A 26,425-nucleotide genomic window follows, 5' to 3' on the forward strand; every position below is an offset into this window, starting at 1 on the left:
GGCCGCGCACCCGACGCAGAACGTTGACGGTGTGCGGCCACGGTGCTATCGGCGGCGGTATTTTTCGGCGACGGTCTTTTCGGACAGGGTGTTATCGGATCGCGGCGTCAGCTTCGAGCCAGCGATAAATCGTGCGGCGGCCGCTATCCAGTGGTGTCGGCCCCGGCCGATCCCGCGGTTCGGTGAGCGGAGTGTCCGAGAACTTCATCGGCGAACGCGCGGCCACGAACGAACCGCTCTCGGAAACAACGGTCTGAAAGAAGTCGACGGCCTGCAGATGGGGGTCGTCGAGAACCTCGTCGAGGGTTGATACCGTCACGGCCGGAATATCGATGTCGGAGAACAGGGTCAACCACTGGTGTGTGGTCCGTTCGAGAAGGATCGACTCGAGAATTTCGTACAGGCCGTCGATGTGAGCATTTCTGCTCTCGACACTGGCAAAGCGGGGATCCGAGAGGACGTCGCCTCGGCCCACTGTCTGCAGAAACCGCTCCCAGTGGCCTTGGTGGTAGACCACGACGGCGATCGTCGAGTCGGCAGTGCGGTACGGCTTGCGAAATCGCGACTGCATTCGCTTGTATCCGGGAGGGCCGGTGGAGGGTTCGAAGGCGCGACCACCCCACTGCTCCATCAAGGCGAAGCCGACGAGGGTCTCGTACATCGGAATCTCCACGGCCTGACCGCGTCCCGTGCGTTCGCGAGCCAGCAGAGCGGCGAGTATCGCCTGGGATGCCGTCATGCCGGCGACCTTGTCCGCCACCGACGTCGCCATGTACTGCGGTCGGTCGGAGTAGTCGCTCTGCAGTGCAGCAAGACCGCTGGCCGCCTGAATGCAGTCGTCGTACGCGGGCCGCCCCGCGTACGGCCCGTCGCTTCCGTACCCGGTGATGGAGGCATGAATCAAGCGCGGATTACGGACGAGGGTTGTGCCGGCATCGATTCCGAGCCTGGTGGCCGCAGTGGCCCGCATGTTGTGCACCAGGCAGTCCGCGCGGTCGATCAGTTCGAGCACCAAACCGCGCTCCGCACCGGCCATGTCTATCTCGATACTTGCCTTGTCGCGGTTGCATGCAGCGTAGACGCTGCCCATTCCGTCTCGAGACGTTCCCAGCCGTCGGGTGATGTCACCCGACGGCGCTTCGACCTTGATGACGTCGGCTCCGAGATCGGACAGTGACTGAGTGCAATAGGGCCCGGAGAACGTCGTGGTGAAGTCCACGACGCGGATACCGGCGAGCGGGCCGGTCACGGCGCATCCGAGGTGACGGTCGGCTTGGTCGGCTTGTTCTTCCAGGCGTCCTCGCCTTTGCGGCCGAGTGACCACATCTGCACGCCGCGTTCGATTTCCAGCGCCGAGGCCAGGGATACCGAGGGTGGGCCGAGCTCGAGTCGGACGCTGTTCTTGATGGCTCGGGCAAGGTCGGGATCCGCTGCGGCGTGCTTGACGAGAGTGGCGATCTCGGCCTCCATGTCGGCCGCCTCGACGCAGGCATAGGCCAACCCGCGCCGAGAGGCTTCCGATCCTGACATCGCCGCACCGAGGCCTGCCATGGCAACGGTCCCGGCCGGTCCGAGCAGCCGACCGACGAGCGAGAGGTGTCCACCGCCGGGATGGATCTTGCGTGCGAGGAAACCGCTGTCGAGGACGGCGTCGGGAGTGACCAGCAGGACGTCGGCGGCGAGCGCGAGGTTCAGGCCGGCTCCCACGGCACCGCCCACGACCGATGCAATTGTGGGCGTGGGCAATTGGCCGACACGGACGAAGCACCGGTAGATGGCAGACGTTCGACGGACCGCCTCGTCGGAGGCCGCGTCGGTCGAGGAGGCGGCGAGGTCGCGGGTGTCGGCACCGCTGCAGAAATAGGACCCGCGCGCATCGACGACGACGACGCCGACGGATCGGTCGCGTTCGATGTCGTCGCAGATGCTCTCGATGGCGGCGGCCATGGACAGCGTGATGGCGTTCTTCCGGGTCGGGTTGTCGAGCGTGATGCGTGCGACGCCGTTCTCGGCAGAGTAGTTCACGGTGGCTTCGGGCATCGGGAGTCCTTCGTTCGATGGAGGCGTGTTCGCGCCGCAGGATGCGGAGTTCGGCGTCTCTTACTTAAATAGGATCCAGTCTAGTGTACAAAATTGGATAGTAGGTGCGATGGAGAAATTGGGAGTCCGATGGAGCAAGGTGTGACGATTCTGACCCTGGTCGAGCTGTCTCGTTCGGCCGGAACAACATTCGGGCCGTCCGAGTGGATGGCGATCGATCAGGGCCGGGTGGACGCATACGCCGACGCGGTGGGGGATCGGCAGTGGATACATGTCGACGTGGGCCGGGCTCGGGCAAGTCCGATGGGTGCAACGATCGCCCACGGCAATTTTACGCTGGCGCTGGTGACCCCGATGTTCGACTCGCTGGTGTCCGTGCAGCCGTGTGCGCGCATCCTCAACTACGGGTACGACAAGGTTCGGTTTCTCGCCCCGGTTCGAGTCGGCTCGAGAATCCGATTGACTGCCGAATTGGCTCGCGTCGAGCAACGAACTGCGGCATCAGGCGAGGCGGGAGTGCTCGTAGCGTGGAAGTTCACGGTCGCCAGCGACGATGGCACGCGACCGGCCGTCGTCGCAGAGAAGCTGCAGCTGTTCTTGTTCTGATGCCCGCGAGCGTATTCAACGGTTGCGGAAACAACGCTGTGACGAAAATAGCGCCGTGGCAGAAGTAGTGAAGTGCTTCACATTTCGGAGGTCGGCCCGCTACACTCCAAATCGGATCCAATTATGTATTCGTAGCGTCTACCGAGAGATGTCACCATGCCATCGAGCCGTCCCGAACAGCCTGACCTACCTGCCACAGCAACAGTCGCTACCAGGTCGGCGGGTATCCTCGTCGCGGTCCTGGTTCTTGCCGAGATCGTCAGCGCCTTCGAGTCCTCGATGGTCTTCGTGGCCATTCCGAGGTTCATGGAGGTCTTCGACGCGTCGGCCGCCGACGTCGGGTGGACATTGACCGCCTTCCTGTTGGTGACCGCAGCGTCGGCGGTGCTGGCCGGGCGCCTAGGCGACATCTATGGACGAAAGAAAGTTCTCGTTCTCGTTCTTGCGCTGTCTGCTGTGGGATCGGTGGTGAGTGTGCTGGGCGACTCACTCGGCATGGTGATCGCCGGGCGGGCGCTGCAAGGGGTTGCAGGCGGAATCATGCCGCTGTGCTTCGGCATTGCTCGTGCATCCCTGCCGCGCGAACGAGTTCCGTTTGCCGTGGCCATGATTGCCGGCTCGGCCCTGATCGCCGGGGCAGCGGGCTCGGTGATCTCTGGAGTTCTCATCGACGTCGCCGACTGGCACTGGATCTTCGTCGTCGCGGCCGTCTTCGCCACTGTTGCGGCGCTCGTCGTCGGTCGAATCATTCCACGAGACTCTGCGCCTGCCGCGCGGCCACGGGTGGACTGGCTCGGTGCAATCCTGCTCCCAATCGGGGTCGGAGCCGCACTCCTCGCTGTGACCGAGGGGAACAAGCGGGGTTGGCTGTCCTCGCCGATAGTCATCCTGTTCGTATTGTCCGCTGTCCTTCTCGCGTCCTGGTACGGGTGGCAGAGGAAGTCGGCGAGTCCATTGTTCGATGTTCGCCTACTCGCCCGCCGTGACCTGGGCTCGGCGTACGTGATCACCATTCTGCTGGCGGTCGGTGTGATGGGACTGACTCCGGTCCTGACTCCGATCATTCTGCAGACCCCGGTCGCGGCGCCGGTCGGTCTAGGCATGTCCGCTTCTGCAGCCGGCTACGTGTTCGCCGGGAGTGCCGTGGTCGGGTTCCTGGCAGCCCCGTTCAGCGGCAAGGTGGCGGCACGTTTCGGAGCAGCACGTGCGGTAATGATCGGCACGGTGTTGCTCGTGCTCGGAATGTCGCTGTTCGCGCTCGGTCGCGGGTCCGTCGCCGGGGTCATCGTGTCCTCGGTGATTCTCGCTGTTGGAACAGGTTTCGCATACACGGCGCTACCGAACCTGGTCGTCGAATCTGTGAGCGCAGAGCGCACCGGCGAGGCGACCGGATTCGCCACCCTGCTGCGGGGGACGTTCAATGCCGTCAGTGCCGCGGTGGTCGGTGCTCTGCTCGCCAGCGGGATCGTTTCGGGAACCACGTACTCCACGTCCGGGGCGTACAACCTGGTGTTCGGCCTGGGTATCGCTTGCTGTGTCGCGGCGCTCGTGGTCACCGCGACCCTTCCGGCTCGCCGCCTCACCGACGAGACCGCGTCGGGTGAATCGGCGTCGTCCCGAGATTTAGTTGACAAATTGGATGGATCGAATACTGTGAAGCACATCACCCGGTCGCTGTAGCGATCAGGATCGGCCCGCCTCGCGATCTCCTCGCGCCCCTCACTACAACACAGCACCAGCACCTCAGCCCGTCCGGGAAAGGACACTCATGACCCACGCAGTGACCGACGCATTCGCCGAGGTCCCCACCACGGCCGCCCGCGAGATCGCCCGGGGATTCTCCTGGCCGGAATGCCCGCGGTGGCACGAGGGAACCTTGTGGTTCTCGGACATGTACACCGGCACGCTCAAGACGATCGATGCCAACGGCACAGTGTCGGTAGTCGTCGATGCGAACAGCCGATCGGCGGGAACCGACGTGCCGATCGTGCTCGGCGGCTTCGGCTGGCTGCCCGACGGCAGGCTCATCGTGACATCGATGCACGAGAAGCTCGTTCTCGTCCACGACGGATCGGCTCCGGACGCGCTGACCGAATACGCCGATGTTTCGATGCACGCGCCCGGTCCGATCAACGACATGGTGGTCGACTCCGACGGCCGCGCATACGTCACTCAGCTCGGCTTCGACCTCTTCAACGGTGCCGACCCTGCCCCGTCGCCGATCCTCGTGGTCGAGCCCGACGGCACCGTCGCCGTCGCGGACAAGATCGGTCCCTTGATGGGTGCCAACGGAATTGTGCTGTCCGCCGACGAGCGCACGGCGTACACCGCCGAGGCATTCCTGAACAAGATCCTGATCATGGACCGCAGTTCGGACGGTTCCTTGACCAACCATCGTGTGTTGGCAGTCGCGCCATCGCTCCCCGACGGCATTGCTCTCGACGAGGACGGTGGAGTCTGGGCCGCGATGCCCGGTAGCGGATACGTCGCCCGGTTCGATGCCGACGGCACCATGACCGACGCGATCTCTGTGCCCCTCGAATCGGGCACCGGCTCAGCCTGCATGCTCGGTGGTCCTGATCGAAAGACGTTGTACATCACCGTCGGTCTCGAGGTCTTCGACTTCGAGAAGTCGGCTCGCGAAGCGAAAGCATCGATCTGGATCGCCGACGTGTCCCGCTCCGGGGGCGACTCTCGTCCCTGATCGGCCGACCTTCTCGCACACAACTTCCTTAAGGACTTTCGACATGAACGAATTGCGTTTCGACGACAGAGTCGTCATCGTCACCGGAGCGGGCCGTGGAATCGGCCGTGCCCATGCCAAACTTCTCGCCGCTCGCGGGGCCGCAGTGGTCGTCGGGGACCTCGGCGCACGAACCGATGGGTCCGGTCTCGAGGGGGACAGCCCCGCCGACGCGGTTGTGGCCGAGATCGAGGCGGCAGGCGGGCGTGCCGTTGCATGCGCGGCAGACGTGTCCACCGAAGACGGGGCCCAGGCGCTAGTGGAGGCCGCACTGACGAACTTCGGCCAACTGGACGGCGTCGTCAACAACGCAGGCATCATCCGCACCGCCGCGTTCACCGACGTCCCGGACGAGGAATACCAACGCCATCTCGACGTGCACTACTTCGGCTCGCTACGGCTGTGCCGTGCGGCCTGGCCGCATTTGCAGAAGTCCGGATCCGGCCGCATTGTCAATACGATTTCGCAGGCGATGCTGGGCAACCCGATGATGACACATTACGGAAGCTCGAAGGGTGCCGTTTTCGGGTTGACGCGAAACCTCGCGCTCGAGGGCCTCGCCGAGGGAATTCTGGTCAATGCTGTTGCACCGGGTGCAGGTACCAGAATGGCAGAGGCAGGCGCGGACGGACTCAGCGACGAGATCCTCGAGTACCTCCGCACCGCGTTGACCCCGGAACATGTTGCGCCGGTTGTGGCATACCTGCTCCATCCGAGCTGCACGGTGACCGGAGAGGTCTTCAATGTTGCCGGCGGAGGCGTGAATCGGCTGGCGTTGCTCAACACGACGGGGATCACCGATCCTGATCTCACCATCGAGGTCGTCGCCGAGCGGTTCGAGGACATCATGGCCATTACGCCGCAGGCAATTCCGCAAGTAATTCCCCCGGCACCCATGCCGGTCTGAGTCAGCCGCCCACTCATCCGACGCGTCGAATATTCCGGAGATCCCCATGACAACAATCGATCAACCGCTTGCCGATACCGCCTACCCGTTCCTGCCTGTCGAACCGAGCGAGGCGGCGCGTCGCTATGCCGCGATCTGCGCGGATCGCCCGATGACCAAGATGACGATGCCCATCGGCGGGGATGCGTGGATCATCCACCGCAACTCCACTGCTCGTGCGATGCTCGGAGATCCGCGGTTTGTCCGCGAGCCGTTCCGTACCGGTGAACGTACGGTGCCGTACTTCATGGAGTTCCCTGAGTTCCTGAAGTCGACCATCCAGTTCGAGGATCCGCCGCACCACACAAAATTGCGCAGACTCGTGCAGAAGTCGATTTCACCGAAACGCGTTCGCGGTATGCGTGATTCAGCGGTGAAGTTCGCCAACGAACTTATCGACGAGATGGTGGCCAAAGGTTCTCCGTCGAACCTCGTGGAAGACTATTCGATTGCCCTGCCGATTCAGATGCTCGCCAACCTCCTCGGAGTCCCTCCCGAAGATCGACCGAAGTTCGAGTCGTGGAGCGCATCTACACTGTCGGTGGCCAACATGGCACCCGAGCAGATCGCAGCGAACATGGGCGAACTCGTGCAATACATGACTGCCCTCATCGAAGAGCGACGACGTGAACCACGCGAAGATCTGCTCAGCGATCTCGCGAATGCCCGGGACAAGGACGACACCCTCACCGATGCTGAGATCATTCCCATTGCACTGATTCTCATCATCGGAGGCTTCGACAACACAGCGAATTTCATCGGCCAGGGGGTTCTCTCGCTGTTCAACAACCAAGATCAGCTCGCTGTACTGCTCGAAGATGTCGACACCGTCGCGCCCACTGCGGTCGAGGAGATTCTGCGCCATGCAGCGTGGGAGATCGGCAACCCCGTCGCCGGAATGGGGGCTCTGGTTCCCTTCGTCGCCACCGAAGACGTCGACCTCGAAGGTCAGCTGGTCGCCAAGGGTGAGGCCATCATGATCGATCCCAATGGGGCCAATCATGACGCGATCGCAATGGCCGAGCCGGCGACGTTCGACGTGCGGCGCGCCGACAACCCGCATCTGACACTGAGCTTCGGATTGCACCACTGTCTCGGCGCCCCTCTGGCTCGAATGGAACTGCAAGTGGCGATCACCGAACTCTTCCGTCGCCTCCCTGGGCTCCGTCAGGACGGGCCTGTCGTCATCAACTACGACAACCTCACGCAGCCCATCACTTCGTTGCCAGTTGCCTGGTAGGAGACCGACATGTCCAAAGTGTTCTACCTGCAGCCCGACGGCGTCGAAAAAGTCATCGAAGGAACCGACGGCGAATCGGTCATGACGACGGCCGTGAAGAACGGGGTGAGAGGAATCGTCGGACAGTGTGGTGGTGCACTGTCCTGCGCGACGTGCCACGTCTTCCTCGCAGAGGACGAACTCGACAACTTCTCAGCACCGAGCGAAGACGAGGACGACATGCTCGACTGCGCCGCAACGGACCGCGAACCCAACTCCCGCCTGTCCTGCCAACTGCTCCTGCGCGAAGGATCCGACATACACGTGACCATCCCTTCGAGTCAGCTGTGACCATGCCCGACCTCGACCGCGCACGCTCCGGGGAGCACCAAACTGCGCCGAGGGCAGTTGTCGTTGTCGGTGCCTCGCATGCGGCAGTCCAGTTCGCGGAGTCGCTACGATCGAATGGGTTCGGCGGGACGGTGCAACTGATCGGCGAAGAACTCCATCAGCCGTACAACCGCCCGTCGTTGTCGAAGGCGTACCTGAAGGGCGAGGTAACCGTGGAGTCGTTGGCGCTCCGCGGATCGAACTGGTACACCGACCATTCCATCGATCTCACCCTCGGCGAACGAGTCGTACGTATCGAACACGGAAAGAACGGGAGCGGCCGCGTCCACACCAGCAAAGTTCATTCGGGCGAGAACGAAGTGTCGTCCTATGTCTACGATCGGCTGATCTTGGCGACCGGTGCCAGTCCACGCAAGCTGAACATTGCCGGCACCGACGCCGACGGTGTCGTCGAGTTGCGCTCGGTCGACGACGCCCACAGTCTTCGGGATCGGGTGGCCTCAGGTCCGGTCGTGGTGATCGGAGGCGGATTCATCGGCCTCGAAGCCGCTGCCACCATCCGCAGCTTGGGAGGCACCGTGACGGTTCTCGAAGCCGGACCACGGCTGATGGGCCGCGCGGTGGGCGAAGCGACCGCCGCATTCATACTTGCTGCACATCGAACGATGGGTGTGGATGTTCGCCTGTCCACTGCTCCCGAAGCCATTCTCACCGACGACCACGGTGCGGTCCGAGGAGTTCGGGTCGCTGGCAACGACATTGCGGCGTCGACGGTCCTCATCGGCGTGGGAGTCGAGCCGAATATCGCTCTTGCCGAGAGCCTCGGCTTGTCCTGCGCGGCGGGGATCGTGGTCGATCATCGCGGTGTGACCTCGGAAGGGACCGTTCTGGCGATCGGAGATTGCACCGTGCAACCTCACCCTGGGGCCGATCTCGACCTGGAACGATCCGTTCGCTTGGAATCGGTCGACAATGCCGTCGAGCAAGCCGCGTCGGCGGCCAGAGTGGTTGCTGGCGAACCGGATTCGGTTCGCGCCGTACCGTGGTTCTGGTCCGATCAAGGTGACTGGAAGCTCCAAATAGCAGGGTTGACCGGAACGCACGATGCGGTCGTGGTCCGGTCCGATCCTGACCGTCCCCGACGTTTGGTCGTCGGGTACTTCACGAGTGGGCGGCTCAGTGCCGCCGAATGCGTGAACGCACCCGCCGACTTCCTTGCGCTGCGAGGAGCATTGAACAACGGGACGCTCGTGACGCCGGAGGAATTTGCCGACACCTCCGCCCCGCTCAAGCAACTGCTGAAACCGCAAGCATCCAGGGCGTCCGCAACCGCATAGCCGCGCGGGGCGAGACCCCGCCGCCTTACCTGCAATGTGCACCACTGTTCAGTCCTGACCACGCAGGCCGATTTCCTCGCCGTGAATCGGCTGACTCCGACGTAGAAAGTAGACGCCATGCGCGCGTACCGAGTCCCAGCCTTCCTGTCGGCCCCGGAGTGGCAGGAAGTGCCCGAACCCACACCGGGCCCGGGCCAGGTGGTTGTAGAAGTGACTGCCGTCGGACTATGCCATTCCGACATAGGCATGCTCGAAATACCGCCGACCCTCGCCGAATCACTGGGCTGGACAGCACCTTTCACGCTGGGTCACGAGATCGCCGGTCGAATTTCGGCGTTGGGTGCGGGTGTGCACAACTTGGCACTTGGTACGGCGGTGATTTTGGCGTCGTCGAGTTGTGGGAACTGTTGGTACTGCGTTCGCGGACACAGCAACAATTGCTTGTACGGCAACGTCAACCGCGGCGCTGGCGACGACGGTGGCCTCGCCCCTTACGTACTGGTCAAGACTCCCCGCGACCTGCTGGAACTCGGTGACCTCGATCCGGTCGCCGCAGCGCCGCTCACGGACGCGGGGGCAACGGCTTACCATGGCGTCAACCGGGTGCGCAACCTACTCGAACCCGGTTCCACCGCGGTTGTTTTCGGAGCGGGTGGACTCGGCTCCTTCGCAGTCCAACTCCTCCGTGTCCTTTCACCGGCCAAAATTATCGCGTTTGATCCCTCGTTGGACAAGCGCTCGTTGGCAATGGAATTGGGTGCACATCTCGCGTTGCCCGGCGTATCGGCGGAGACTGTGGAGGAAGTCAGGAATCACACCGGCGGACGCGGCGCAGATGCAGTTTTGGACTTCGTGGGTACCGATGCGACCATCAGCGCCGGCGTGTCCTCCGTTCGCCCGGGCGGTGCCTACGGGCTCGTAGGTGCCGCGGGCGGCACCCTGACGACCCCCGGTGGCTGGTACCACCTGCTACCGAAAGACGGTGAAATCTTCACCTACGAAGGCAGTAGTCTCGCGGACGCTCAAGGGGTCCTGGCGCTCGCACGGAGTGGCCTCATTTCGAGCCCTGTCGAAACCTTCGCGTTCGATGACGTCGAAGAGGCGTATCGACGCTTGCGGGCCGGCACCCTACGAGGGCGCGCAGTGGTGACCTTCGACTGACTACGCGTCGGCAGTCAGGGAGTCACCGACGAACCGTCCGCGGAGTCATGTGAAATCAGCATCGTTGTGCGCGTACCCAGCATGCCGAACTGAATGACAGGAGCTTGATTCGACCGCCAGCGGCAGGCGGCCGGGCACGTTACCTACGATGTCGCGGCAGAATCCAGAGCACCACCAGGGCGCCGAGTACGAGGGTGCCGCCGGACACCCAACTTGCCGATTCGACGGCGGTGGTGAATGCGCCGTGGGCGACATCGAGTACGGTCTGCGCGAGTGGTGCGGTGGTGGAATCCCCGGATAGTTCCTGGGCTACCACCGACGCGGCACCGACCGATTCGCGGCCCGCCTCGATAGCACCCTCGATACCTGCTCGAGTAGGTTCGGCGAGCTGCTCGACATCGAGCCCTGCTGATCGCTCGTCGAAACCTGCGGTGTACCCGGAGGCCAGCACCGAGCCGAGCAATGCGATTCCGAGCGCACCGCCGAACTCGATGGCAGTGTCGTTGATGCCGCCGGCAGATCCGAGTTCGGATTCGTCGAATCCACCCATGATCGCGTCTGTCGCGGGTGGTTCCGCTGCACCCATACCGAGTCCGAGGATCGAGATCGACAGCGCGAACCAGCCGTAGCCTGCGGTGTCGTCGATCTGAGTGAGGATCAGAATTCCCGCAGCGGCCAGAGCCATTCCGGCAACGATGAGTGCGCGTTCTCCCACGATCGGGAGTAGTCGTCCTGACACAATCGATCCGAGGGTGACGGCAAAAGCCAAGGGAAGCAGGCGGATTCCGGTTTCGAGTGGACCGTACAGGAAGACGAACTGGAGATGCTGCGCGACGAAGTAGATCGTGCCGAACGCAGCGAGGAACAGCAGGCCGACCGACAACAGCGAGCCACCGACTTTCCGATCGCTCAACCGGCGCACGTTCAGCAACGGGTGCGGGTGTCGCCGCTCCCACCAGACGAACACAATCGCGGCACCGATTGCAGAGACTGCCGCTGCAATCGGTGCAGTACCCCATCCACCGTGCAGTCCGTCGATGATGGCGTAGACCGATCCGCCGACCAGCACGATCGAGAGCACGCCTCCGAACCAGTCGGTGCGGCTTGCGTCGACGACGCGGCTGGGTGGGACGAGCGCCAGCGAAGCGACGATGGCGATGATGACCACGGGGACGTTCATCAAGAACGTTGCGTGCCATGACGAGCTCTGCAGCACCGATCCTGCGAGAAGGGGGCCGAGGGCAATGCCGAGCCCTGACGTGGCCGCCCAGATTGCGATGGCCCGCGCCCGCTCGGCCTTGGGGAAAGTCACCACCAGTAGCGACAGTGTTGCGGGCATGATGAGCGCCGCGCCGATGCCCATCAGCAGCCGCCACGCCACTACCTCGCCTGCCGACTCGGCGAGGCTGCCGAGTATCGACCCGATACCGAAAATGACCAGGCCGAGTATCAGGGCCCGGCGGCGCCCGAAGCGATCGCCGAGTGCACCGAAGAGCAGCATCAGTGCCGCGTACGGGACGGTGTATCCGTCTATCACCCATTGCAGTTGCGTACTCGTCAGTCCGAGATCCTCGGTCATCGTCGGGACCGCGACGATCAGCGAGGTGTTGGCCATGACTACGGCGAGCAGGCTCGCGCACAACACTGCCAGTGCGTACCAGCGGTACCGGTACGGACCCGACATCGCCGAAACGGGTTGTTCCTGGACGAGAGACATCATTGACCTCCGATTAATTGCACGTTGATGAGCAAATGCTAGACCATTTGCACGAGAGTGTGCAATAGTGGTGAGGTGAACGGCGCCGATGGACCGACCAAGCTGGCGAATCGCGACAAGATTCTGGACGCCGCGATTTCCGCTTTTGCCAGTGACCCCGATGCCACTGTCGAATACATTGCGCAGTCCGCGGGTGTCGTCCGCCGGACCGTGTACGGGCATTTCCCGACCCGCCACGATTTGATCGTCGGGATCGTCGAGCGAGCCGCGCGTGATTTCGTGGCAGCACTTCCCGTCATCGACGACTTGCCGAGTAGACCGGAGGTTGCGTTGGCGCTACTCGAACTCTCGAGTTGGTCCGTGGCGGATCGGTATCGAGCACTCCTCGGCGTCGGACGACGGGAACTGGGGGAGCAGCAAATACTGGAAGTGCTGTCGGTGTCCCGCAGAGTGATCCTGCTGGTTCTCGAACGGGGCAGGGCGAGCGGAGTATTCACCGATCGGATGGCGGCCGAGACCGTCATCTCGGTGTCCGAGGCTGCCACGCTCGCCTTGCTCGATCGTGCCAATGGCGGTGACGACACCATTACCGCTGCGACGGCGGCGGAGGTGGCGTTGTCTCTGGCGGGTGTAGATCGGGGAATCCGTCAGTCTGCAATCGACGAGGCTACCGCACACCGGGCGACCATCGAATCGGCTAAGAAGGCGCAGTCGACGATCTCCTGACGGCGAGCCTTCTACCCGAGTTCGGCCACCACATGGCCGGCTGCTCGCAGTGCATCGATCGCGTGTGCTCGACGCGATGTCGGCACCATCAGAATGTCGCCGTCGAAGGTCGAGACCACGAACACCGGGCAGCCGATGTCGGCAAGGGCGTCACCAGCCCTGCAACGATGCCGGTCGTACCGAACGCAATCGTTCCCTGCGTGTAGAACGCCGCCCACAGTCCGTCGGTGATCGAATTGGGCGGGCCCCTGATCTTTTGCCGCACGACCGTGGTGGGGGACCGAAGTGGGTATTTCTACTCCTGGGCCGCGACGCCTCGTAGACCAGTGTCGACTCATGACAAGTCGATCGATGACAACCAGCCACGCGCTCGGTATCGATGCCGAGCGCCTCGCATTCCTTCCAGAGGCCAGCGAAGCCGACGTGCGCGCAGACAGGATCGATGGCGCAATCGCCTTTTTGGCACGGCGTGGGCAGATTATCCTGCACGAGGCGGCTGGCGGGTCAGGATATCGCCGCCGCGGGTGTGGTGGGCGCGACCCAGGGCGGTATCGTCGTGGCCTCCGCGGTACTCGGTCGAAAGGTGCTCGAGGATCTCATGTCCGTGTGACCTGTCGAGCCGTGACCTGTCGAGGGTGTGAGCCGTCCGGGCGTCGAGTTCACACGACCGTCGGTAGAGACTGGAACCGTCGGACGCTCATGCCGTCGAGTGGGATGTCCGTGGACCCGGTGCTGGCGAGATCGGCAAGGGCACGTCCCATGCCTGCCGCCATCTTGAAGCCGCGGATGTTCATCCCGAGACCGAGCACGATCCGGGGGTCGTCTTCCGTGGGTCCGACGACAAAATCGCCGTCCTGTGTGCAGGCATCTACCCCGAAGGCGTGGCGGATGGCGGTGGGTATCGCATCGGGGACGTACTCGGCCACGTAACTGTCGATAAGGTCCAGCGCTTTCTTGGGCATCGTGTGCCCGAGATCGTCTGCGTCGGTCCGATGATCGAGAGTGGACATCAGTGCGACCTTGATGTGCTGACGGTCTGTGGTCGGCCAGACGGCGAAACCGAAGTCGACATCCCCACGTTCGACGATCGGATACACATCGGGTGTGTATCCGACGGGTGTGCGCAGGGGATACCAGTGCACGCTCGCTCGTCGCACATCGAACATCGGAAGACGATCGCCGAGTAAACGATTGGCCCAGGCGCCGGTGGTGACGACCACCGAGTCCACCAGCCATTCGGAGTCGGCCGTGGTGATCAGCACCCCGTCATCGGTCGACTCGACGGCAGTGACGGCGCAATGCTCGAGCAGAGTTCCACCCTTCTCGGCTCCGACGTGCGCTGCGGCGGCGATACTGGCCCCCGCCTGGACGTACCCTGATTCTCGTTCCAGCACAACGATATCGGCATCACCGACCGGAATGGTGGGAAACTGTGCGCGTGACTGCGCCGGTGTGAGAGTGGAATGGTCGATGCCGAATGCCGATGCGTTACCGAGCACCTTCGACATCCAGGCCGATGACTCCGGCGCAATGTAGAGCTCGCCGCACGTGGTGAGTAGATCGATCCCGGAATCGCGTTCGAGCGCTCGCCAGTCGTCTTTCGCCGCACGCGTGATGGGAACGTACCGCGGGTTCTCCGAGAGGATTCGGTACAAGCGGTTGTCCCCGCCTGCCCCGCCGTACGGATGGCCGCAGGCGAACTGCTCGAAGCCGACCACGTCGATACCACGTCGGGCAAGCTGCCAGAAGGTCATGCTGCCGACGCTTCCCAGTCCGATCACCGCTACTCGAGCTCGGCGTTTCATGTGATTTCCCATCGGTAGATTGAAGTTGAGTGTTGTTGTCGTAGTGAACGACTCAGGCGGTCAATGAATCTTTGTAGGCGAACAGTCCGGCCGACCCGCCGGTGTGCAGGAACAGGATGTCGCCCTTGGGCACTGCACCTTCGCGGATTCGGTGCACCAGTCCTGCCATCCCCTTTCCGGTGTACACGGGATCGATCAGGATGCCCTCGGTGCGGGCAACCAATTCGACTGCGTCGCGCATGGCGTCGGTGGGCACGCCGTAGCCGGGCCCGACGAATCGGTCGTCCACTACGGTCGCTGCTTCGGCGGGAACCGTAGTGCTACCCACCAGTTCCATCAGTCCTGCGATAATTCCCTGCACCTTGGTGACCTGCTCGTCCGCGGGCGCAGCCACCGACACTCCTACTACCCGGGTCCGATAGTCCGCGGCATGAAATCCGCCGATGAGTCCGGCTTGCGTGCCACCGGATCCGGTGGCCAGGTATACCTCTGCGAAATCAGCACCGGAGTCCGCGATTTCATGGGCGCACCGGTAGTAGCCGAGTGATCCGACCGGATTGGATCCCCCGATGGGGATCATGTACGGCACCTCGCCCGAGTCACGCAGCCGAGCCTCGACTCGATCGAGCTCCGCGGGTACGGACGCAACGTCCTCGGCTATGACGATCTCGGCTCCGACCAGGCGGTCGAGGAGCGCGTTTCCGCTGGTCTCGTAGTCGCTCGTGGATAACGCGCCGGGAGCGAGGACGAGCACGCATCGCAGGCCGAGTACTGCTGCAGCGGCTGCAGTTTGACGGGCGTGATTGGACTGGATGGCACCGGCGGTGACGAGTGTCGTCGCTCCGGCCTCGGCGGCACGATGGGCCAGGTATTCGAGCTTGCGGGCCTTGTTTCCGCCTCCGGCCAGACCTGTTTGGTCATCGCGTTTGATCCACAGTCGGGTTGATCCGTCGGGAACGAGTGCGGCGGACAGGCGGTCGAGCGGGTGCAGGGGAGTGGGCAGGAAACTCAGAGGGGTGCGCTGATCGTAGATGTTGGTGGGCATGCATTGATTCCACCGCACTTCGAGTCGTGTCTCAACATTTCGTTGCAGGTGTAACAAGCATTTAACGACCTACTGCAATATTGGTATCAGTTCCGGCCCTAGTGTGAAGCAAGGCCCATTTCTTACACGACATGTTGAGGTGACGTACATGAAAATCACTGGAATTCGCGTCTACCCGTACCGCTACACGCCCAAAGGTGGCGCGTTCATGCTGTCCGGAGGCCGGATGTTCACCGGGTTCGATTCGGTGATCGTTGCCGTCGACACAGACGCGGGCCTGGTGGGTTGGGGTGAGCACGCCTCTGCGCCGGCGTATCTGGACTCCCTGCATCAGGGTGCGATCGCAGCGCTCCGTCACCTGGCACCCGCGATAACAGGGATGGATCCACGGGGAGTCACGCTCGTCAACGACACGATGAATGCAGCGCTGCGCGGACACGGCTATGCCAAGCAGGCAATCGATATCGCCTGCTGGGACCTTCTCGGCAAGGCAGCATCCCTGCCACTGTCGGTACTTCTGGGCGGAGTGCAGCAGGAGGAACTGTCGGTACTGAACTTCGTGAAAATGGACACCCCGGACGCCATGCGTGCGAGATGCGACGAGTTCTACGACGCCGGTCATCGTCAGGTTCAGATCAAGGTCGGCGGCAACTGGCGCGAGGACGTCGAGCGTATTACGACCGTATGGGAAAGTGCTCAACGGTTCGACACGGTGATCGTCGATGCGAACACATGGTGGACCCCCAGGGAAGCGCGGCTGGTGCTCAAGGCTGTATCCGACCTCGATATTCACATCGAACAGCCCTGTAACACAATGGAATCCAACCTTTCCGTTCGGCGCGCAACGGAGTTTCCCTTCATTCTCGATGAAGCGCTCGATTCGTTGGACGCACTCGAACGCGCTCATTCGCTTGATGGATTCGATGCCGCCGGACTCAAAATGAGTCGGTTCGGGGGACTGTCGGGTGTCAAGGACGCGCGAGACATGTGCGTGCGCTGGGGTAAGCCGGTGAACATCGATGACATGTCCGGCGGTGAGATCATCGCAGCAACAACCGCGCACCTGGCGGCGAGTACGCCGGCGAAATATGTCGTGACCACGTCGCTGAACACGACCTACGTGAACGAGAGCATTGCGTCAGGGTTGTTCAGCGCAGGCGGTCGAGCGAAAGCCCCGGCGGGGCCCGGCCTCGGCTTGGAGATCGACGAAGCTGCCCTCGGTACCCCGATCACAATGTGAACGAGGGCACGAGCGGGGTGCCGACACAGGTTTGCTGTCGGTACCCCGGGTTGATTCCGGAAACCGCCGTCACCCCCGCGGTGTCACCGACCGGTCCGTGGTTTTGCCATGCTCGTTGCTCTGCAGTTCCCTCAGGTAATTGTAAATAGTGAACCTCGAGCATTCGAGATAGGTCGCGACGGTTTCGACCGAATCGCGCAACAGGAACAGGCCACGTCCCTCGAGGGCTGCCACGACCTGCATCTTGTGCTCCTTCTTCATCAACTCGACGGGAATGCCGACATCGGCTATCGCACCGTCGAGCAGTTGAGTGGCCAGCGAGTCGACGTCCTGTGCGAAGTGCTCACCTGCCTTCGTGATGGGACTGACGGCCTCCGGTGTCGGCTCGACGGGCACCTCGACCGGTGCCGCGGCAGATAGGTCGGCACGCGCGGACGGCACGGTTGCAGGTACCGATACCAGTCCAGTGGTCGGTCGGCCCGCCCCGAAGAGGCTGTCGACGAGAGATCGGACGCTGTACCAGGCCGTCATGTCCACGTTGAGGCACAGCGCGGCCAGTCTGGCACCCTTGCTGTCGCGAACGATGAGCGTGGTCGACCGGACCTGACGCCCATCGGGCAGCCGAGTTTCGTAACCGGACAACACATCCGGAGAGCTCTCTTGCCGAAGCTGCTGGAGCAGAACGTCGGTGGGAGGGTCACCGATTTCGCGGCTGGTGACGTCCCCGAAGACTCCGACGATCGTGGCGGGAAGCCGCTGAAGATCGTGTATGACCACTTCCGAGTTGCTGGGAAACAGCGTCACAAGTTGTTCTGCCAGGGTCAGCAGAAACGCGATCGTGGTTTCCGATTCCCCAGAGCTCAGGGACGTGGCCGTCGGAGATGGGCCGGATTCATTGATGTCTTCCACATTCGTCATGAAACTCAGTGCCTCTATCCCGTTCATCGTTGGACGATGCGCACACGGCCGGCATCGCCGTTCGTGACCACTGTCGCGCAGGTTTGTGTCTCCTGCAACTGCTGCGTACGCCTTCTTTTCAATTCTGCCACAAAATATTTCAACCATGTCAACAAATTGTTTCTAGTTGCAACATCTGTGGATGCATTCAACAACTTGTATTAGGTTCGTTCTCATCAGCTTCCAGCACGCTTCGATGCCTTCCATCCACGGAGACACACCATGAAGAACTGTTTCAGAACCTTTTTTGAATCCACCGATCCGGTCGACGGCGTCGGAGTGAAGCCATGAATGTACAGGTCCCGGTCCAATCCCCAGTGATCTCGCGACATGATGAGATCGCTCCGATTGCGCGCAGATGGCATGTCGGCAGAATTGTCGGCGCCGCGATTGCGGCTATCATCGTCGCACTGCTCGCACAAAGTTTCTTTACCAACGAGGCCGTCAATTGGCCGATGGTCCGCCAGTACTTCTTCTCCGAGAGCATCCTCGACGGGCTGGAAATGACGCTGCTGTTGACGGCAGTCTCGATGGCAATTGCGCTTATTCTGGCGACGCTGATAGCAAACATGAGGCTGTCAGAGAATCCGGTTCTGCGAGCCGTCAGTTCCGCCTACGTATGGTTGTTCCGCGGCATTCCGTTGCTGGTGCTCCTCATTCTGATGTTCAATTTTGCGCTCCTGTATCCGACTATCTCGCTCAGCCTGCCGGGTGTCGGAACGTTGTGGAGTGCGTCCTCGCAAGACCTGATCAGTCCCTTCTGGGCGGCTATCATCGCGTTCTCCGTGCACCAGTCCTCCTATACCTCGGAGGTCATCCGCTCGTCGATTCTGGCAGTGTCCACGGGGCAGGTCGAAGCGGCGGAAGCCCTCGGAATGTCGAAATTGCGTACGTTTCGGCGCATCGTGCTTCCGCAGGCCCTGCGAATTGCCGTGCCACCCATCGCAAATGACACGATCAACTTGTTGAAGGGCACCGCACTCGTTGCCTTCATTTCGGTGGCCGATCTCCTGTATTCGGTTCAACAGATCTACACCCGTAATTTCCAGGTCGTTCCGCTGCTGATCGTTGCAACGATCTGGTACGTGCTGATCGTCTCGGTCATGTCTGTCGGTCAGACTGCTCTCGAGAGACGCCTGGGCCGCAGTAGCAAGGCCAAGCGATCGCCGGCCGCGAAGCTCACCAAGTCTCGACAGGGGAAGACCTCATGACCATTCTCGACGCTCGGCAAGTTACCAAGGTCTTCCACGGCCGCACGGTGGTCGATCATGTCGACCTGGAGGTTCACAAGGGCGAAACCGTCTGTCTGCTCGGACCTTCCGGGGCAGGAAAGAGCACGTTCCTGCGGTGCCTGAACCAACTGGAGACGATGGAGTACGGAGCCGTCTACGTCGACGGAGATCTGATGGGCTTTCGCGAACATGGCGGAAAGCTCCACGCAATCCCGCATCGCGCACTGGCGAAGCAACGTCGACACATCGGAATGGTGTTCCAGCACTTCAACTTGTTCCCGCACATGACGGTGCTGGAGAACATCATCGAAGCACCTGTAGGGGTGCTGGGGCAGCCGAAGAATACTGCGATCACCGAGGCCCGAGCGCTGCTCGACATGGTCGGTCTGGCGGAGAAGGTCGATGCCTATCCGAACTCCCTGTCCGGTGGCCAACAGCAGCGAGTCGCCATTGTGCGCTCGCTCGCGATGAAGCCCAAGGTGCTGCTGTTCGACGAACCTACTTCGGCACTGGATCCCGAACTCGTGGGTGAGGTTCTCGATGCGATGAAGTCGTTGTCCCAGGACGGAATGACCATGGTCGTCGTCACCCACGAAATGGGATTCGCCCGCGAGGTTGCCGATCGCGTCGTGTTCATGGCCGACGGAGCCGTCGTAGAGCAAGGCCCGGCACGTGAGGTGCTCGATTCTCCCCGCGAAGCCCGTACCAAGGACTTCCTGGCGAGGGTGCTGTGACGGCAGTCGGCGACGCCGCGTCGACCGCCGACCGATGGGGCCATCACACGTCGCACTTCGGCAGCTTTCGCGGCCGAGCAGACGGGGACCGACTGCAGGTGCGACCCCACGAATGCGACCCTGAGCCGTACGACCTCATCGACAACATCGCGTCGGGAGTGCGGCACGAGGCGAGGGTCACCCGGCCGCACGTTCGACGCGGCTGGCTCGAGCGAGGAGCGCAATCCAAGGACCTGCGGGGCCGCGACGAGTTCGTCGCAGTCGACTGGGACGTGGCTCTGGACTTGCTGGCGGGTGAATTACGCCGCGTGTACGGCGAATTCGGTGCCGCGGGCGTGTTCGGTGGCTCGTACGGCTGGTCGAGTGCCGGAAGATTTCACCACGCGCAGACGCAGGTTCACCGCTTCCTGAACTCACTCGGCGGCTATGTCCGGTCGGTCAACACCTATTCCAGTGGTGCGTCGGAGGTGTTGATGCCGCACGTGGCCGGATCGCACGACGCGGTCATCAAACAGATCAACAGCTGGGAGGACCTGGCCGAGCACACCGAGTTGCTGGTGTCCTTCGGCGGAGTTGCCTCCAAGAACGGGGCCGTCAACCCAGGCGGGATCACCTCGCACGTCCAGAACGGATGGCTACGCAAAATGGCATCCAACGGTTGTCGATTCGTGCTGGTCGGACCACTTCGTGACGACCTGCTCGACGAGATCGAGGCGGACTGGTTGACGCCACTGCCCGGCAGCGATTTGGCGTTGATGATCGGACTGGCAGGCGAACTCGTCCTCCAGGATCTCGTCGATCGAGACTTCGTGGACCGATACTGCTCGGGCTTCGCGGAGTTCGAGGACTACCTGAGCGGTAGCACCGACGGTACGGCAAAGGACGCGCGGTGGGCCTCGAAAATCTGTCGAATCGAGGAGTCCGATATCCGATCGCTCGCGCATGCGATGGGGACATCGGCCACGATGATCACGTGTTCGTACTCGTTGCAGCGAATCCGTCACGGCGAGCAGATGCCCTGGATGGCATTGATTCTCGCGGCGATGACCGGGGGAATCGGTCGCCCCGGTCGCGGCTACGCGCATGGTCTGGGCGCCATGGGAGGAAACGGCAAGCGTGAGGCCGTGGTGCCTTTCCCCTCCTTTCCGCAAGGTGTGAACGAGTGCTCCGATTTCATTCCGGTGGCGCGCATCGCAGACATGTTGCTCGCTCCCGGTGCGGACTACGAGTACAACGGCGAGGTACGAACGTACCCAGACGTGAAGTTGGTCTACTGGGCCGGCGGAAATCCATTTCATCACCACCAGAATCTGTTTCGACTTCAGGAGGCGTTCCGAAAGCCAGATACAGTCGTTGTGCACGAATCTGCGTGGACGAGTACAGCGCGACACGCCGACATCGTCCTTCCTGCGACGATGTCGGTGGAACGTAGCGATATCGGTGCCGCTCGCAACGACAGCCATCTGATGCCGATGCAACAGTTGATCGCGCCGTACGGGGAGGCGCGCGACGATTTCGACATCTTTGCCGATCTGGCCGGCAGACTCGGAACTGCCGCGACGTACACCGGCGGCCGAACGTCCGACGAATGGGTTCGTGCCATGTACGAGCACTGGCTCGGACGGATGTCGGATGCAGACATGACCGCCCCGGATTTCGAAAGCTTCTGGCAAGATGGCCCTTTCGAGATGGTGCTGCGGCCCATCCGCAGGACTCTCGAGGAGTTCGTATCCGATCCGGTTGCGAACAAGCTGAATACTCGGTCGGGAAAGATCGAGATCGTCAGTGAGGTCATCCGCGAGTTCGACTACGACGACTGCCCACCGCATCCCACGTGGACGGCTCCGGTGGAGTGGCTGGGTGGCAGACGCGCGGAGAGCTTTCCGATTCACCTGATCGCCAACCAACCCGACGGCAAGCTGCACAGTCAGCTGGACTTCGGGTCGGCCAGTACCCGACACAAGCGCAACGGGCGGGAGGTCGTCAGAATGCACCCTGCTGATGCGGCGCCGAGAAGTCTGGCCGATGGTGATCTGGTGCGGGTATGGAACGACCGCGGTTCCTGCTTCGCAACCGTCGAGGTCACCGAACGGGTGATGCGTAGCGTTGCAAGGCTTCCCACTGGAGCATGGTTCGATCCGCAGGTCGTCGGCGGCCTCGGGACGGTATGCGTTCACGGAAATCCGAACGTGTTGACCGCCGACACCGGAACCTCTCGACTGGCACAGGCCTGCACCGGACAACACGTCCTCGTGGAGATCACCAAATGGGAAGACCCGGTGCCTCCGGTGCAGGTGCACCGGCCTCCCACACCATGACCGCTGTATCGACTCCCCTCTTTTCGAATCCAATCTCGATACCGAACCCACCGACTACGGAGAACTGACATGAACTGGATCAAATGTGTTGCCGGCGTCGCCACTGCCGTATCGCTGAGCGTTGCGTTGACGTCCTGCGGTACATCGACGTCCGATGAGCCGGCGGCCGCTGAGGGCGCACTGCCCAGCCCGTACAACGCGGGACTCGTTGTGCCGTACATCAATTACGCCCCATACTCGTACCTCGACGAGGCCGGCACGATGATCGGGATCGATCCCGATGTCGCGGCGGGGATCAGCTCCGAGCTCGGAATCCCATTGGAAGGTGCCAACGCGGCGTTCGAGCAGACGCTGCTCGGCGTGCAGCAGGGCAAGTTCGCCTGGGCACCGGCCGCCGACATCACTCGGGAGCGACTGCAGACGTTCGATTTCGTCTCGTACCTGAAGGATTCGTACACCTTCATGACCAAGGTCGACAGCCCCGATGTCGCCGACGACACTCTCGAGCTGTGCGGCTTGCGCATCGGAATCAACAGCGGCAGTTCGGCAACAGCGGATCTCGAGGGCTTCTCGAAGGCCTGTGAGGACGCAGGTGAGCAGGCCATCGACATCCAGGCGTTCCCCGATCAGACGGCCAACCAGCTGGCCCTCTCGAGTGAGCGGATCGATCTGGTCACCGCATCGCTGACCAATATCGCCTACCAGCAGAGCCTCACCGACGAATTCAAGACCACCGGACCGTCGTACGCCGAGATTCTGTCGGGTCTGACGGTCAAGAAGGACAGCGGCATGGCACAGCCGTTGGCGGACGCCCTCAACGCCATGATCGCCGACGGTTCCTACGACACGATCTTCGCGAAGTACAACCTCGAAGACGCAGAAGTGGAGAAGTCCGAGGTCAACCCCGATCCGGGCCGCTGAGCCTCGCGACGTCCGACCATTTTCAGGAGATAAAAGATGAACGACAAAGCACGCACACACAGGATCGCAGTGATCGGCCTCGGTGCCGTCGGCTCCATGACGGCATGGCAATTGGCCTCCAAGGGCTTCAAAGTCGACGGATACGACCGTTTCGCACCGGGCAGTGACCACAGTGGCGCCGGCGGTTCCACCAGGATGTTCAGGACGATCTATCCGGAGAGCCCGAACTACTCTGGGCTGCTGGAGAAATCGAGCACGATGTGGCGTGAACTCGAACGCGCATCGGGCCTGTCGCTCATGGTAAGCACGGGTGCTCTGACCATCAGCACACCTGATTCCGTGATGGTGAGTAGTACCGTCGCCGCGGCAGAGGCCGCAAAGGTGGAGTACGAAATTCTGGACCCCGCGACAACTCTCGCGCGGCATCCGGGACAGATTCTCCGCGACGACGAAGTCGCCGTCTTCGATCCCGGTGCAGGTGTCATTCGATCCAACGCCGCCATCGTTGTCGCCGCCGACCGTGCAGAGGCCCTCGGTGCCCGAATCCTCTCGCACACCGAGGTATTCGAGATCAGCGCCATCGGTGGCGGCTATCGCGTGTCGTCATCGTTCGGGGTCGAGCAGTATGACCTCGTGGTCGTTGCCGCGGGAGGAGTCAGTGCAGCCCTGCTGCCGCAGTTCGCAGACAAACTGGTGACCCGCCAGCTGACCACCACCTGGCACGTGGCCCGCGAGCCGCAATCGGCGGATCCTGCCAGCTGTCCGCTTGTGCTCCGACGTTCCGGGCCGAGCCGATCTTTCGGAACCCAGTGCGCGCTCGACGCGAGCACGGTGAAAGTTGGCTTGCTGTGGGATCGTGACGATGCGGTGAGCGAGACCGACGGCTTCGCACTGTCGGTGCCATCGGAGTGGGAGGCACTGACCGCCGAGTGCCTAGCGGACCTGTACCCGAACGTGTATCCGCAGTCCGTGCGAACGCAGACCTACGCAGACGCATTCAGCAAAGATGGTCACGGCTACGTCGGTGAATTGCCCGGTGCACCCGGAATGTTCGTCGCAACCGGATTCTCTGCTCACGGGTTCAAGATTGCTCCGGCCATAGGTGCGCTCGTGACAGATCTGATCACTACCGGGTTCTCGCCGCTGCACATCGACGAGCTACGCGCGGACCGTGTCAGCACTGCCGACGGTGGCACGGGGCTGCTCTGGGTACGGCCCGCATGACGCAGAACTCTCGTATCCAGGTCACACACGACACATCCGCAATTGCTACAGAGGACACCGTATGAGCGCAGTGGACAATACCCTCGACCGAGCAACCCCGGCCTTTGTGCCGGCCATGCAGGCCGGGAACCTGATTTTCACCTCGGGTCAGCTCCCCCTCGTCGACGGCACGCTCGCGGCGACGGGCAAGGTCGGCCGCGACATAGACAGTGTCCGCGCTGCCGAACTCGCCGAGGTGTGCACCAGGAACGCCCTGGGTGTTCTCGAGTCGATCGTGGGCGACCTCGACCGCGTCAGAGTAGTGAAGGTGGTGGGTTTCGTGGCCTCCGTTCCCGAGTTCACCGGACAGCCCGCAGTGATCGATGCTGCGAGTCGACTGTTGACAAAGGTGCTGGGCGAGCGTGGATCTCATGCCCGCAGTGCAGTAGGGGTGGCGGCGCTTCCTCTCGACGCCCCGGTCGAGGTGGAACTGATCGCAGAGATAGTCGGCTGACGTCGAACCTCGAGAGCGCAGCAGGAGCGGTTCTATGCAGGACGAGATCGCCGACGGTGCCTCGATTCTGAGCTACGTTCGCGATCCCGCCGTCGAATGTGCAGTGGCAGAACGAATCGATTACGGGATCAAGGTCCTACACGCGTCCTGGGGCAGTGCGGCCGCGCTGTGGACGGAGATCGCCCGTACTACCGGAAGACCGGGGACGATGTGCAGTATCGCTGTCACTGGTTGAGTTCGTGCGAGTTCGGGGAGGAGACCTGACACCGGTGCTCGGGCTTCCACTTCGTAATATGATCGCCTGCAGCCACGGCCGACTACCGTCCTCGCTGCTCCCGAAAATACTCGCTGGATTTCGGGTGTGAAACGATTTCCGAAGAGCCCCAAATCGGCGACTTCTGCCCGCGATGGCGGCAGTCGGCAGCGCGTTTCCGAGAGGGGTCTCCAGTCCCGCCACGACCCCGGTCGTTCCGCACGCGATAGAACCTTCGGTGCAGAGGGCTTCCCACGGTCAGTCACCGGTACTACCGTCTGGCACCTCCGAGCCTGTACACACGACGGACAGCTTTCTGTCGGTACGTGTCACAAACAGGGCGGACACGAACGGGCTACTGTCCGCGACGGGGGCGAGTGGACTATCGGCTCCACTCGAGTCGGTGAGCCACTTGTCTATTTCGACCGTGGTGGCCGGCAGGGCGTCGCCGTCGAACACCATGTGGTCAGCTCCTGGTATGGAAACGAATGTGCCGCGCGAATATTTTGATGCAGTCACCCGAGCCACTCGGGGTGCAACGATGCGGTCGCGATTGCCGCTGATCGCAAGTACTGGCGTGGTGATGCGGTCGAAGTGCACCCGCGCTGCTCTCGATCGGTCGAGCCAGGGAAGTCCCATTTCCCAGTAGGCGCGTCCGGACTCGGTCACCAGGGTTTCGAACATCTTGCGGCCGTCTTGTTCGCTCATGTTGCCCGCGGCGCCCCATATAGAATCGCTCCTAGGTGGGGTACAGCGGTTTGGTCCACGGCCGGAGCTGAAGGTAGTGGCTGTAGAACAGACGCAGCATGGACGGGTAGGCGTTGAAAATTCCTGCGGCCGGTGCGGGCGCGGCTGCGGTCGACCCGACGTTCTCGGTGCGTTCCGCGACGAGCTGGGCCAGCAACCCGCCCATCGACAGCCCGACGATCAACGGAGCGGAATCGAACTCAGCGGTGAGAGCGACGAGGTCGTCGACGTAGTCCCGCAGACTCAACGGTGCGATGTGCGGGCCCCTTCGAGTAGCGGTAGTTCGTGGTGGCGGAGCGTGGGTGTACGTACCTTGAATCCGCGTTGCTCGAACAGCTCGCGCGCAGGTGCCCAGGAGTCACCGTTGCACCAGGTGCCGTGAATGAGCAGAACGTTCTTCGATCGATCCGTTCGGAGTGGGCTTCCTCGAGATGAACTCGAGCGCGTTCCCACTGTTCGACACCAGGGCGCAAATGGTCGCAGCTAACCTCGACGATCAGGTGAATCGCCCTGCCGCCGCTCCTTGACCAAGAGCCACCTATGACATAAGCTCTCTACCATCTAGTAGGTAGTCAACGGCGAGGGGCTCTTCATCGTGGGTCAATTCGAG

Annotated in this window: 26 protein-coding genes; 17 read left to right on the top strand and 9 right to left on the bottom strand. The window is 62.4% G+C overall.

The genetic code is table 11. From position 1 onward, the window contains the following. Window positions 1–91: 91 nt before the first annotated feature. The gene (locus tag WDS16_RS26765) at window positions 92–1,249 is read right to left on the bottom strand and encodes a CoA transferase (protein ID WP_338889136.1); all 1,158 of its coding nucleotides are present in this window, start codon (window positions 1,247–1,249) and stop codon (window positions 92–94) included. Beyond that, the gene (locus WDS16_RS26770; RefSeq protein ID WP_338889137.1) at window positions 1,246–2,040 is read right to left on the bottom strand and encodes an enoyl-CoA hydratase-related protein; all 795 of its coding nucleotides are present in this window, start codon (window positions 2,038–2,040) and stop codon (window positions 1,246–1,248) included. The genes WDS16_RS26765 and WDS16_RS26770 overlap by 4 nt, the downstream gene beginning before the upstream one ends. A 141-nt stretch (window positions 2,041–2,181) precedes the next feature. Here WDS16_RS26770 and WDS16_RS26775 point away from each other — a divergent pair, with 141 nt between their 5' ends. The 8 genes from WDS16_RS26775 (at window position 2,182) to WDS16_RS26810 (ending at window position 10,403) form a co-directional block, all read left to right on the top strand. After that, complete coding sequence (locus tag WDS16_RS26775) at window positions 2,182–2,646, top strand: MaoC family dehydratase (RefSeq protein WP_338889138.1); 465 nt, start codon at window positions 2,182–2,184, stop codon at window positions 2,644–2,646. Window positions 2,647–2,802: 156 nt separating this feature from the next. Beyond that, window positions 2,803–4,326, top strand: coding sequence for an MFS transporter (locus WDS16_RS26780; RefSeq protein ID WP_338889139.1), 1,524 nt, complete (start codon window positions 2,803–2,805; stop codon window positions 4,324–4,326). An 88-nt stretch (window positions 4,327–4,414) separates the two neighbouring features. Further along, window positions 4,415–5,350: an SMP-30/gluconolactonase/LRE family protein gene (locus tag WDS16_RS26785; protein ID WP_338889141.1), complete on the top strand. Its 936-nt coding sequence runs from the start codon at window positions 4,415–4,417 to the stop codon at window positions 5,348–5,350. 43 nt (window positions 5,351–5,393) lie between these two features. Beyond that, on the top strand, window positions 5,394–6,296 hold the full coding sequence (locus tag WDS16_RS26790; RefSeq protein WP_338889143.1) for an SDR family NAD(P)-dependent oxidoreductase: 903 nt from the start codon (window positions 5,394–5,396) through the stop codon (window positions 6,294–6,296). A gap of 46 nt (window positions 6,297–6,342) precedes the next feature. Next, window positions 6,343–7,575, top strand: coding sequence for a cytochrome P450 (locus tag WDS16_RS26795; protein WP_338889145.1), 1,233 nt, complete (start codon window positions 6,343–6,345; stop codon window positions 7,573–7,575). Between the two features lie 9 nt (window positions 7,576–7,584). Next, entirely contained in the window at window positions 7,585–7,905 is a 321-nt protein-coding gene (locus WDS16_RS26800; RefSeq protein ID WP_338889147.1) for a 2Fe-2S iron-sulfur cluster-binding protein, read from the top strand. A 2-nt stretch (window positions 7,906–7,907) separates the two neighbouring features. Then, window positions 7,908–9,242 carry an FAD-dependent oxidoreductase gene (locus WDS16_RS26805; protein WP_338889148.1) on the top strand — a complete coding sequence of 445 codons (1,335 nt, stop codon included), beginning with the start codon at window positions 7,908–7,910 and terminating at the stop codon, window positions 9,240–9,242. Window positions 9,243–9,359: 117 nt separating this feature from the next. Beyond that, window positions 9,360–10,403 carry an alcohol dehydrogenase catalytic domain-containing protein gene (locus WDS16_RS26810; protein ID WP_338889150.1) on the top strand — a complete coding sequence of 348 codons (1,044 nt, stop codon included), beginning with the start codon at window positions 9,360–9,362 and terminating at the stop codon, window positions 10,401–10,403. 139 nt (window positions 10,404–10,542) lie between these two features. Here the strand turns inward: WDS16_RS26810 and WDS16_RS26815 are convergent, their stop codons facing one another. Continuing rightward, complete coding sequence (locus WDS16_RS26815) at window positions 10,543–12,120, bottom strand: MFS transporter (protein ID WP_422395870.1); 1,578 nt, start codon at window positions 12,118–12,120, stop codon at window positions 10,543–10,545. Between the two features lie 75 nt (window positions 12,121–12,195). Between WDS16_RS26815 and WDS16_RS26820 the strand changes: the two genes are divergently transcribed. Next, complete coding sequence (locus WDS16_RS26820; protein WP_338889153.1) at window positions 12,196–12,846, top strand: TetR/AcrR family transcriptional regulator; 651 nt, start codon at window positions 12,196–12,198, stop codon at window positions 12,844–12,846. Between the two features lie 11 nt (window positions 12,847–12,857). Here WDS16_RS26820 and WDS16_RS26825 read toward each other — a convergent pair whose 3' ends face one another. The 3 genes from WDS16_RS26825 to WDS16_RS26835 all read right to left on the bottom strand — a co-directional run bounded on the left by WDS16_RS26825 (window position 12,858) and on the right by WDS16_RS26835 (window position 15,696). Further along, window positions 12,858–13,064 carry an ACT domain-containing protein gene (locus WDS16_RS26825; protein WP_338889155.1) on the bottom strand — a complete coding sequence of 69 codons (207 nt, stop codon included), beginning with the start codon at window positions 13,062–13,064 and terminating at the stop codon, window positions 12,858–12,860. A gap of 441 nt (window positions 13,065–13,505) precedes the next feature. Next, entirely contained in the window at window positions 13,506–14,651 is a 1,146-nt protein-coding gene (locus tag WDS16_RS26830) for an FAD-dependent oxidoreductase (protein ID WP_338889156.1), read from the bottom strand. A 52-nt stretch (window positions 14,652–14,703) separates the two neighbouring features. Then, window positions 14,704–15,696 carry a D-cysteine desulfhydrase family protein gene (locus WDS16_RS26835; protein ID WP_338889158.1) on the bottom strand — a complete coding sequence of 331 codons (993 nt, stop codon included), beginning with the start codon at window positions 15,694–15,696 and terminating at the stop codon, window positions 14,704–14,706. 148 nt (window positions 15,697–15,844) lie between these two features. Here WDS16_RS26835 and WDS16_RS26840 point away from each other — a divergent pair, with 148 nt between their 5' ends. Continuing rightward, window positions 15,845–16,936: a mandelate racemase/muconate lactonizing enzyme family protein gene (locus WDS16_RS26840; protein WP_338889159.1), complete on the top strand. Its 1,092-nt coding sequence runs from the start codon at window positions 15,845–15,847 to the stop codon at window positions 16,934–16,936. Window positions 16,937–17,005: 69 nt separating this feature from the next. Here WDS16_RS26840 and WDS16_RS26845 read toward each other — a convergent pair whose 3' ends face one another. Continuing rightward, window positions 17,006–17,854, bottom strand: coding sequence for a helix-turn-helix transcriptional regulator (locus tag WDS16_RS26845; RefSeq protein WP_338889160.1), 849 nt, complete (start codon window positions 17,852–17,854; stop codon window positions 17,006–17,008). 326 nt (window positions 17,855–18,180) lie between these two features. Here WDS16_RS26845 and WDS16_RS26850 point away from each other — a divergent pair, with 326 nt between their 5' ends. The 7 genes from WDS16_RS26850 (at window position 18,181) to WDS16_RS26880 (ending at window position 25,050) form a co-directional block, all read left to right on the top strand. Then, window positions 18,181–19,104 (top strand): amino acid ABC transporter permease, encoded by a 924-nt coding sequence (locus WDS16_RS26850; protein WP_338889161.1) that lies wholly within the window; start codon window positions 18,181–18,183, stop codon window positions 19,102–19,104. Next, window positions 19,101–19,859, top strand: coding sequence for an amino acid ABC transporter ATP-binding protein (locus WDS16_RS26855; RefSeq protein ID WP_338889162.1), 759 nt, complete (start codon window positions 19,101–19,103; stop codon window positions 19,857–19,859). The genes WDS16_RS26850 and WDS16_RS26855 overlap by 4 nt, the downstream gene beginning before the upstream one ends. After that, window positions 19,856–22,177, top strand: coding sequence for a molybdopterin-dependent oxidoreductase (locus WDS16_RS26860; protein ID WP_338889164.1), 2,322 nt, complete (start codon window positions 19,856–19,858; stop codon window positions 22,175–22,177). The genes WDS16_RS26855 and WDS16_RS26860 overlap by 4 nt, the downstream gene beginning before the upstream one ends. A gap of 69 nt (window positions 22,178–22,246) precedes the next feature. Continuing rightward, on the top strand, window positions 22,247–23,098 hold the full coding sequence (locus WDS16_RS26865) for a transporter substrate-binding domain-containing protein (RefSeq protein ID WP_338889165.1): 852 nt from the start codon (window positions 22,247–22,249) through the stop codon (window positions 23,096–23,098). 36 nt (window positions 23,099–23,134) lie between these two features. After that, window positions 23,135–24,322: an FAD-dependent oxidoreductase gene (locus WDS16_RS26870; protein WP_338889166.1), complete on the top strand. Its 1,188-nt coding sequence runs from the start codon at window positions 23,135–23,137 to the stop codon at window positions 24,320–24,322. 61 nt (window positions 24,323–24,383) lie between these two features. After that, a complete protein-coding gene (locus tag WDS16_RS26875; RefSeq protein ID WP_338889168.1) occupies window positions 24,384–24,815 on the top strand; it encodes a RidA family protein in 432 nt (143 codons plus the stop codon). Window positions 24,816–24,849: 34 nt separating this feature from the next. Continuing rightward, a complete protein-coding gene (locus tag WDS16_RS26880; protein WP_338889170.1) occupies window positions 24,850–25,050 on the top strand; it encodes a hypothetical protein in 201 nt (66 codons plus the stop codon). A gap of 276 nt (window positions 25,051–25,326) precedes the next feature. Here the strand turns inward: WDS16_RS26880 and WDS16_RS26885 are convergent, their stop codons facing one another. Both WDS16_RS26885 and WDS16_RS26890 read right to left on the bottom strand, forming a co-directional pair. Next, window positions 25,327–25,776, bottom strand: coding sequence for a hypothetical protein (locus WDS16_RS26885; RefSeq protein WP_338889171.1), 450 nt, complete (start codon window positions 25,774–25,776; stop codon window positions 25,327–25,329). Between the two features lie 31 nt (window positions 25,777–25,807). Beyond that, window positions 25,808–26,062: a hypothetical protein gene (locus tag WDS16_RS26890; RefSeq protein WP_338889173.1), complete on the bottom strand. Its 255-nt coding sequence runs from the start codon at window positions 26,060–26,062 to the stop codon at window positions 25,808–25,810. Window positions 26,063–26,425: the final 363 nt, after the last annotated feature.

Source organism: Rhodococcus sovatensis (assembly GCF_037327425.1).
GTDB lineage: Bacteria > Actinomycetota > Actinomycetes > Mycobacteriales > Mycobacteriaceae > Rhodococcoides > Rhodococcoides sovatense.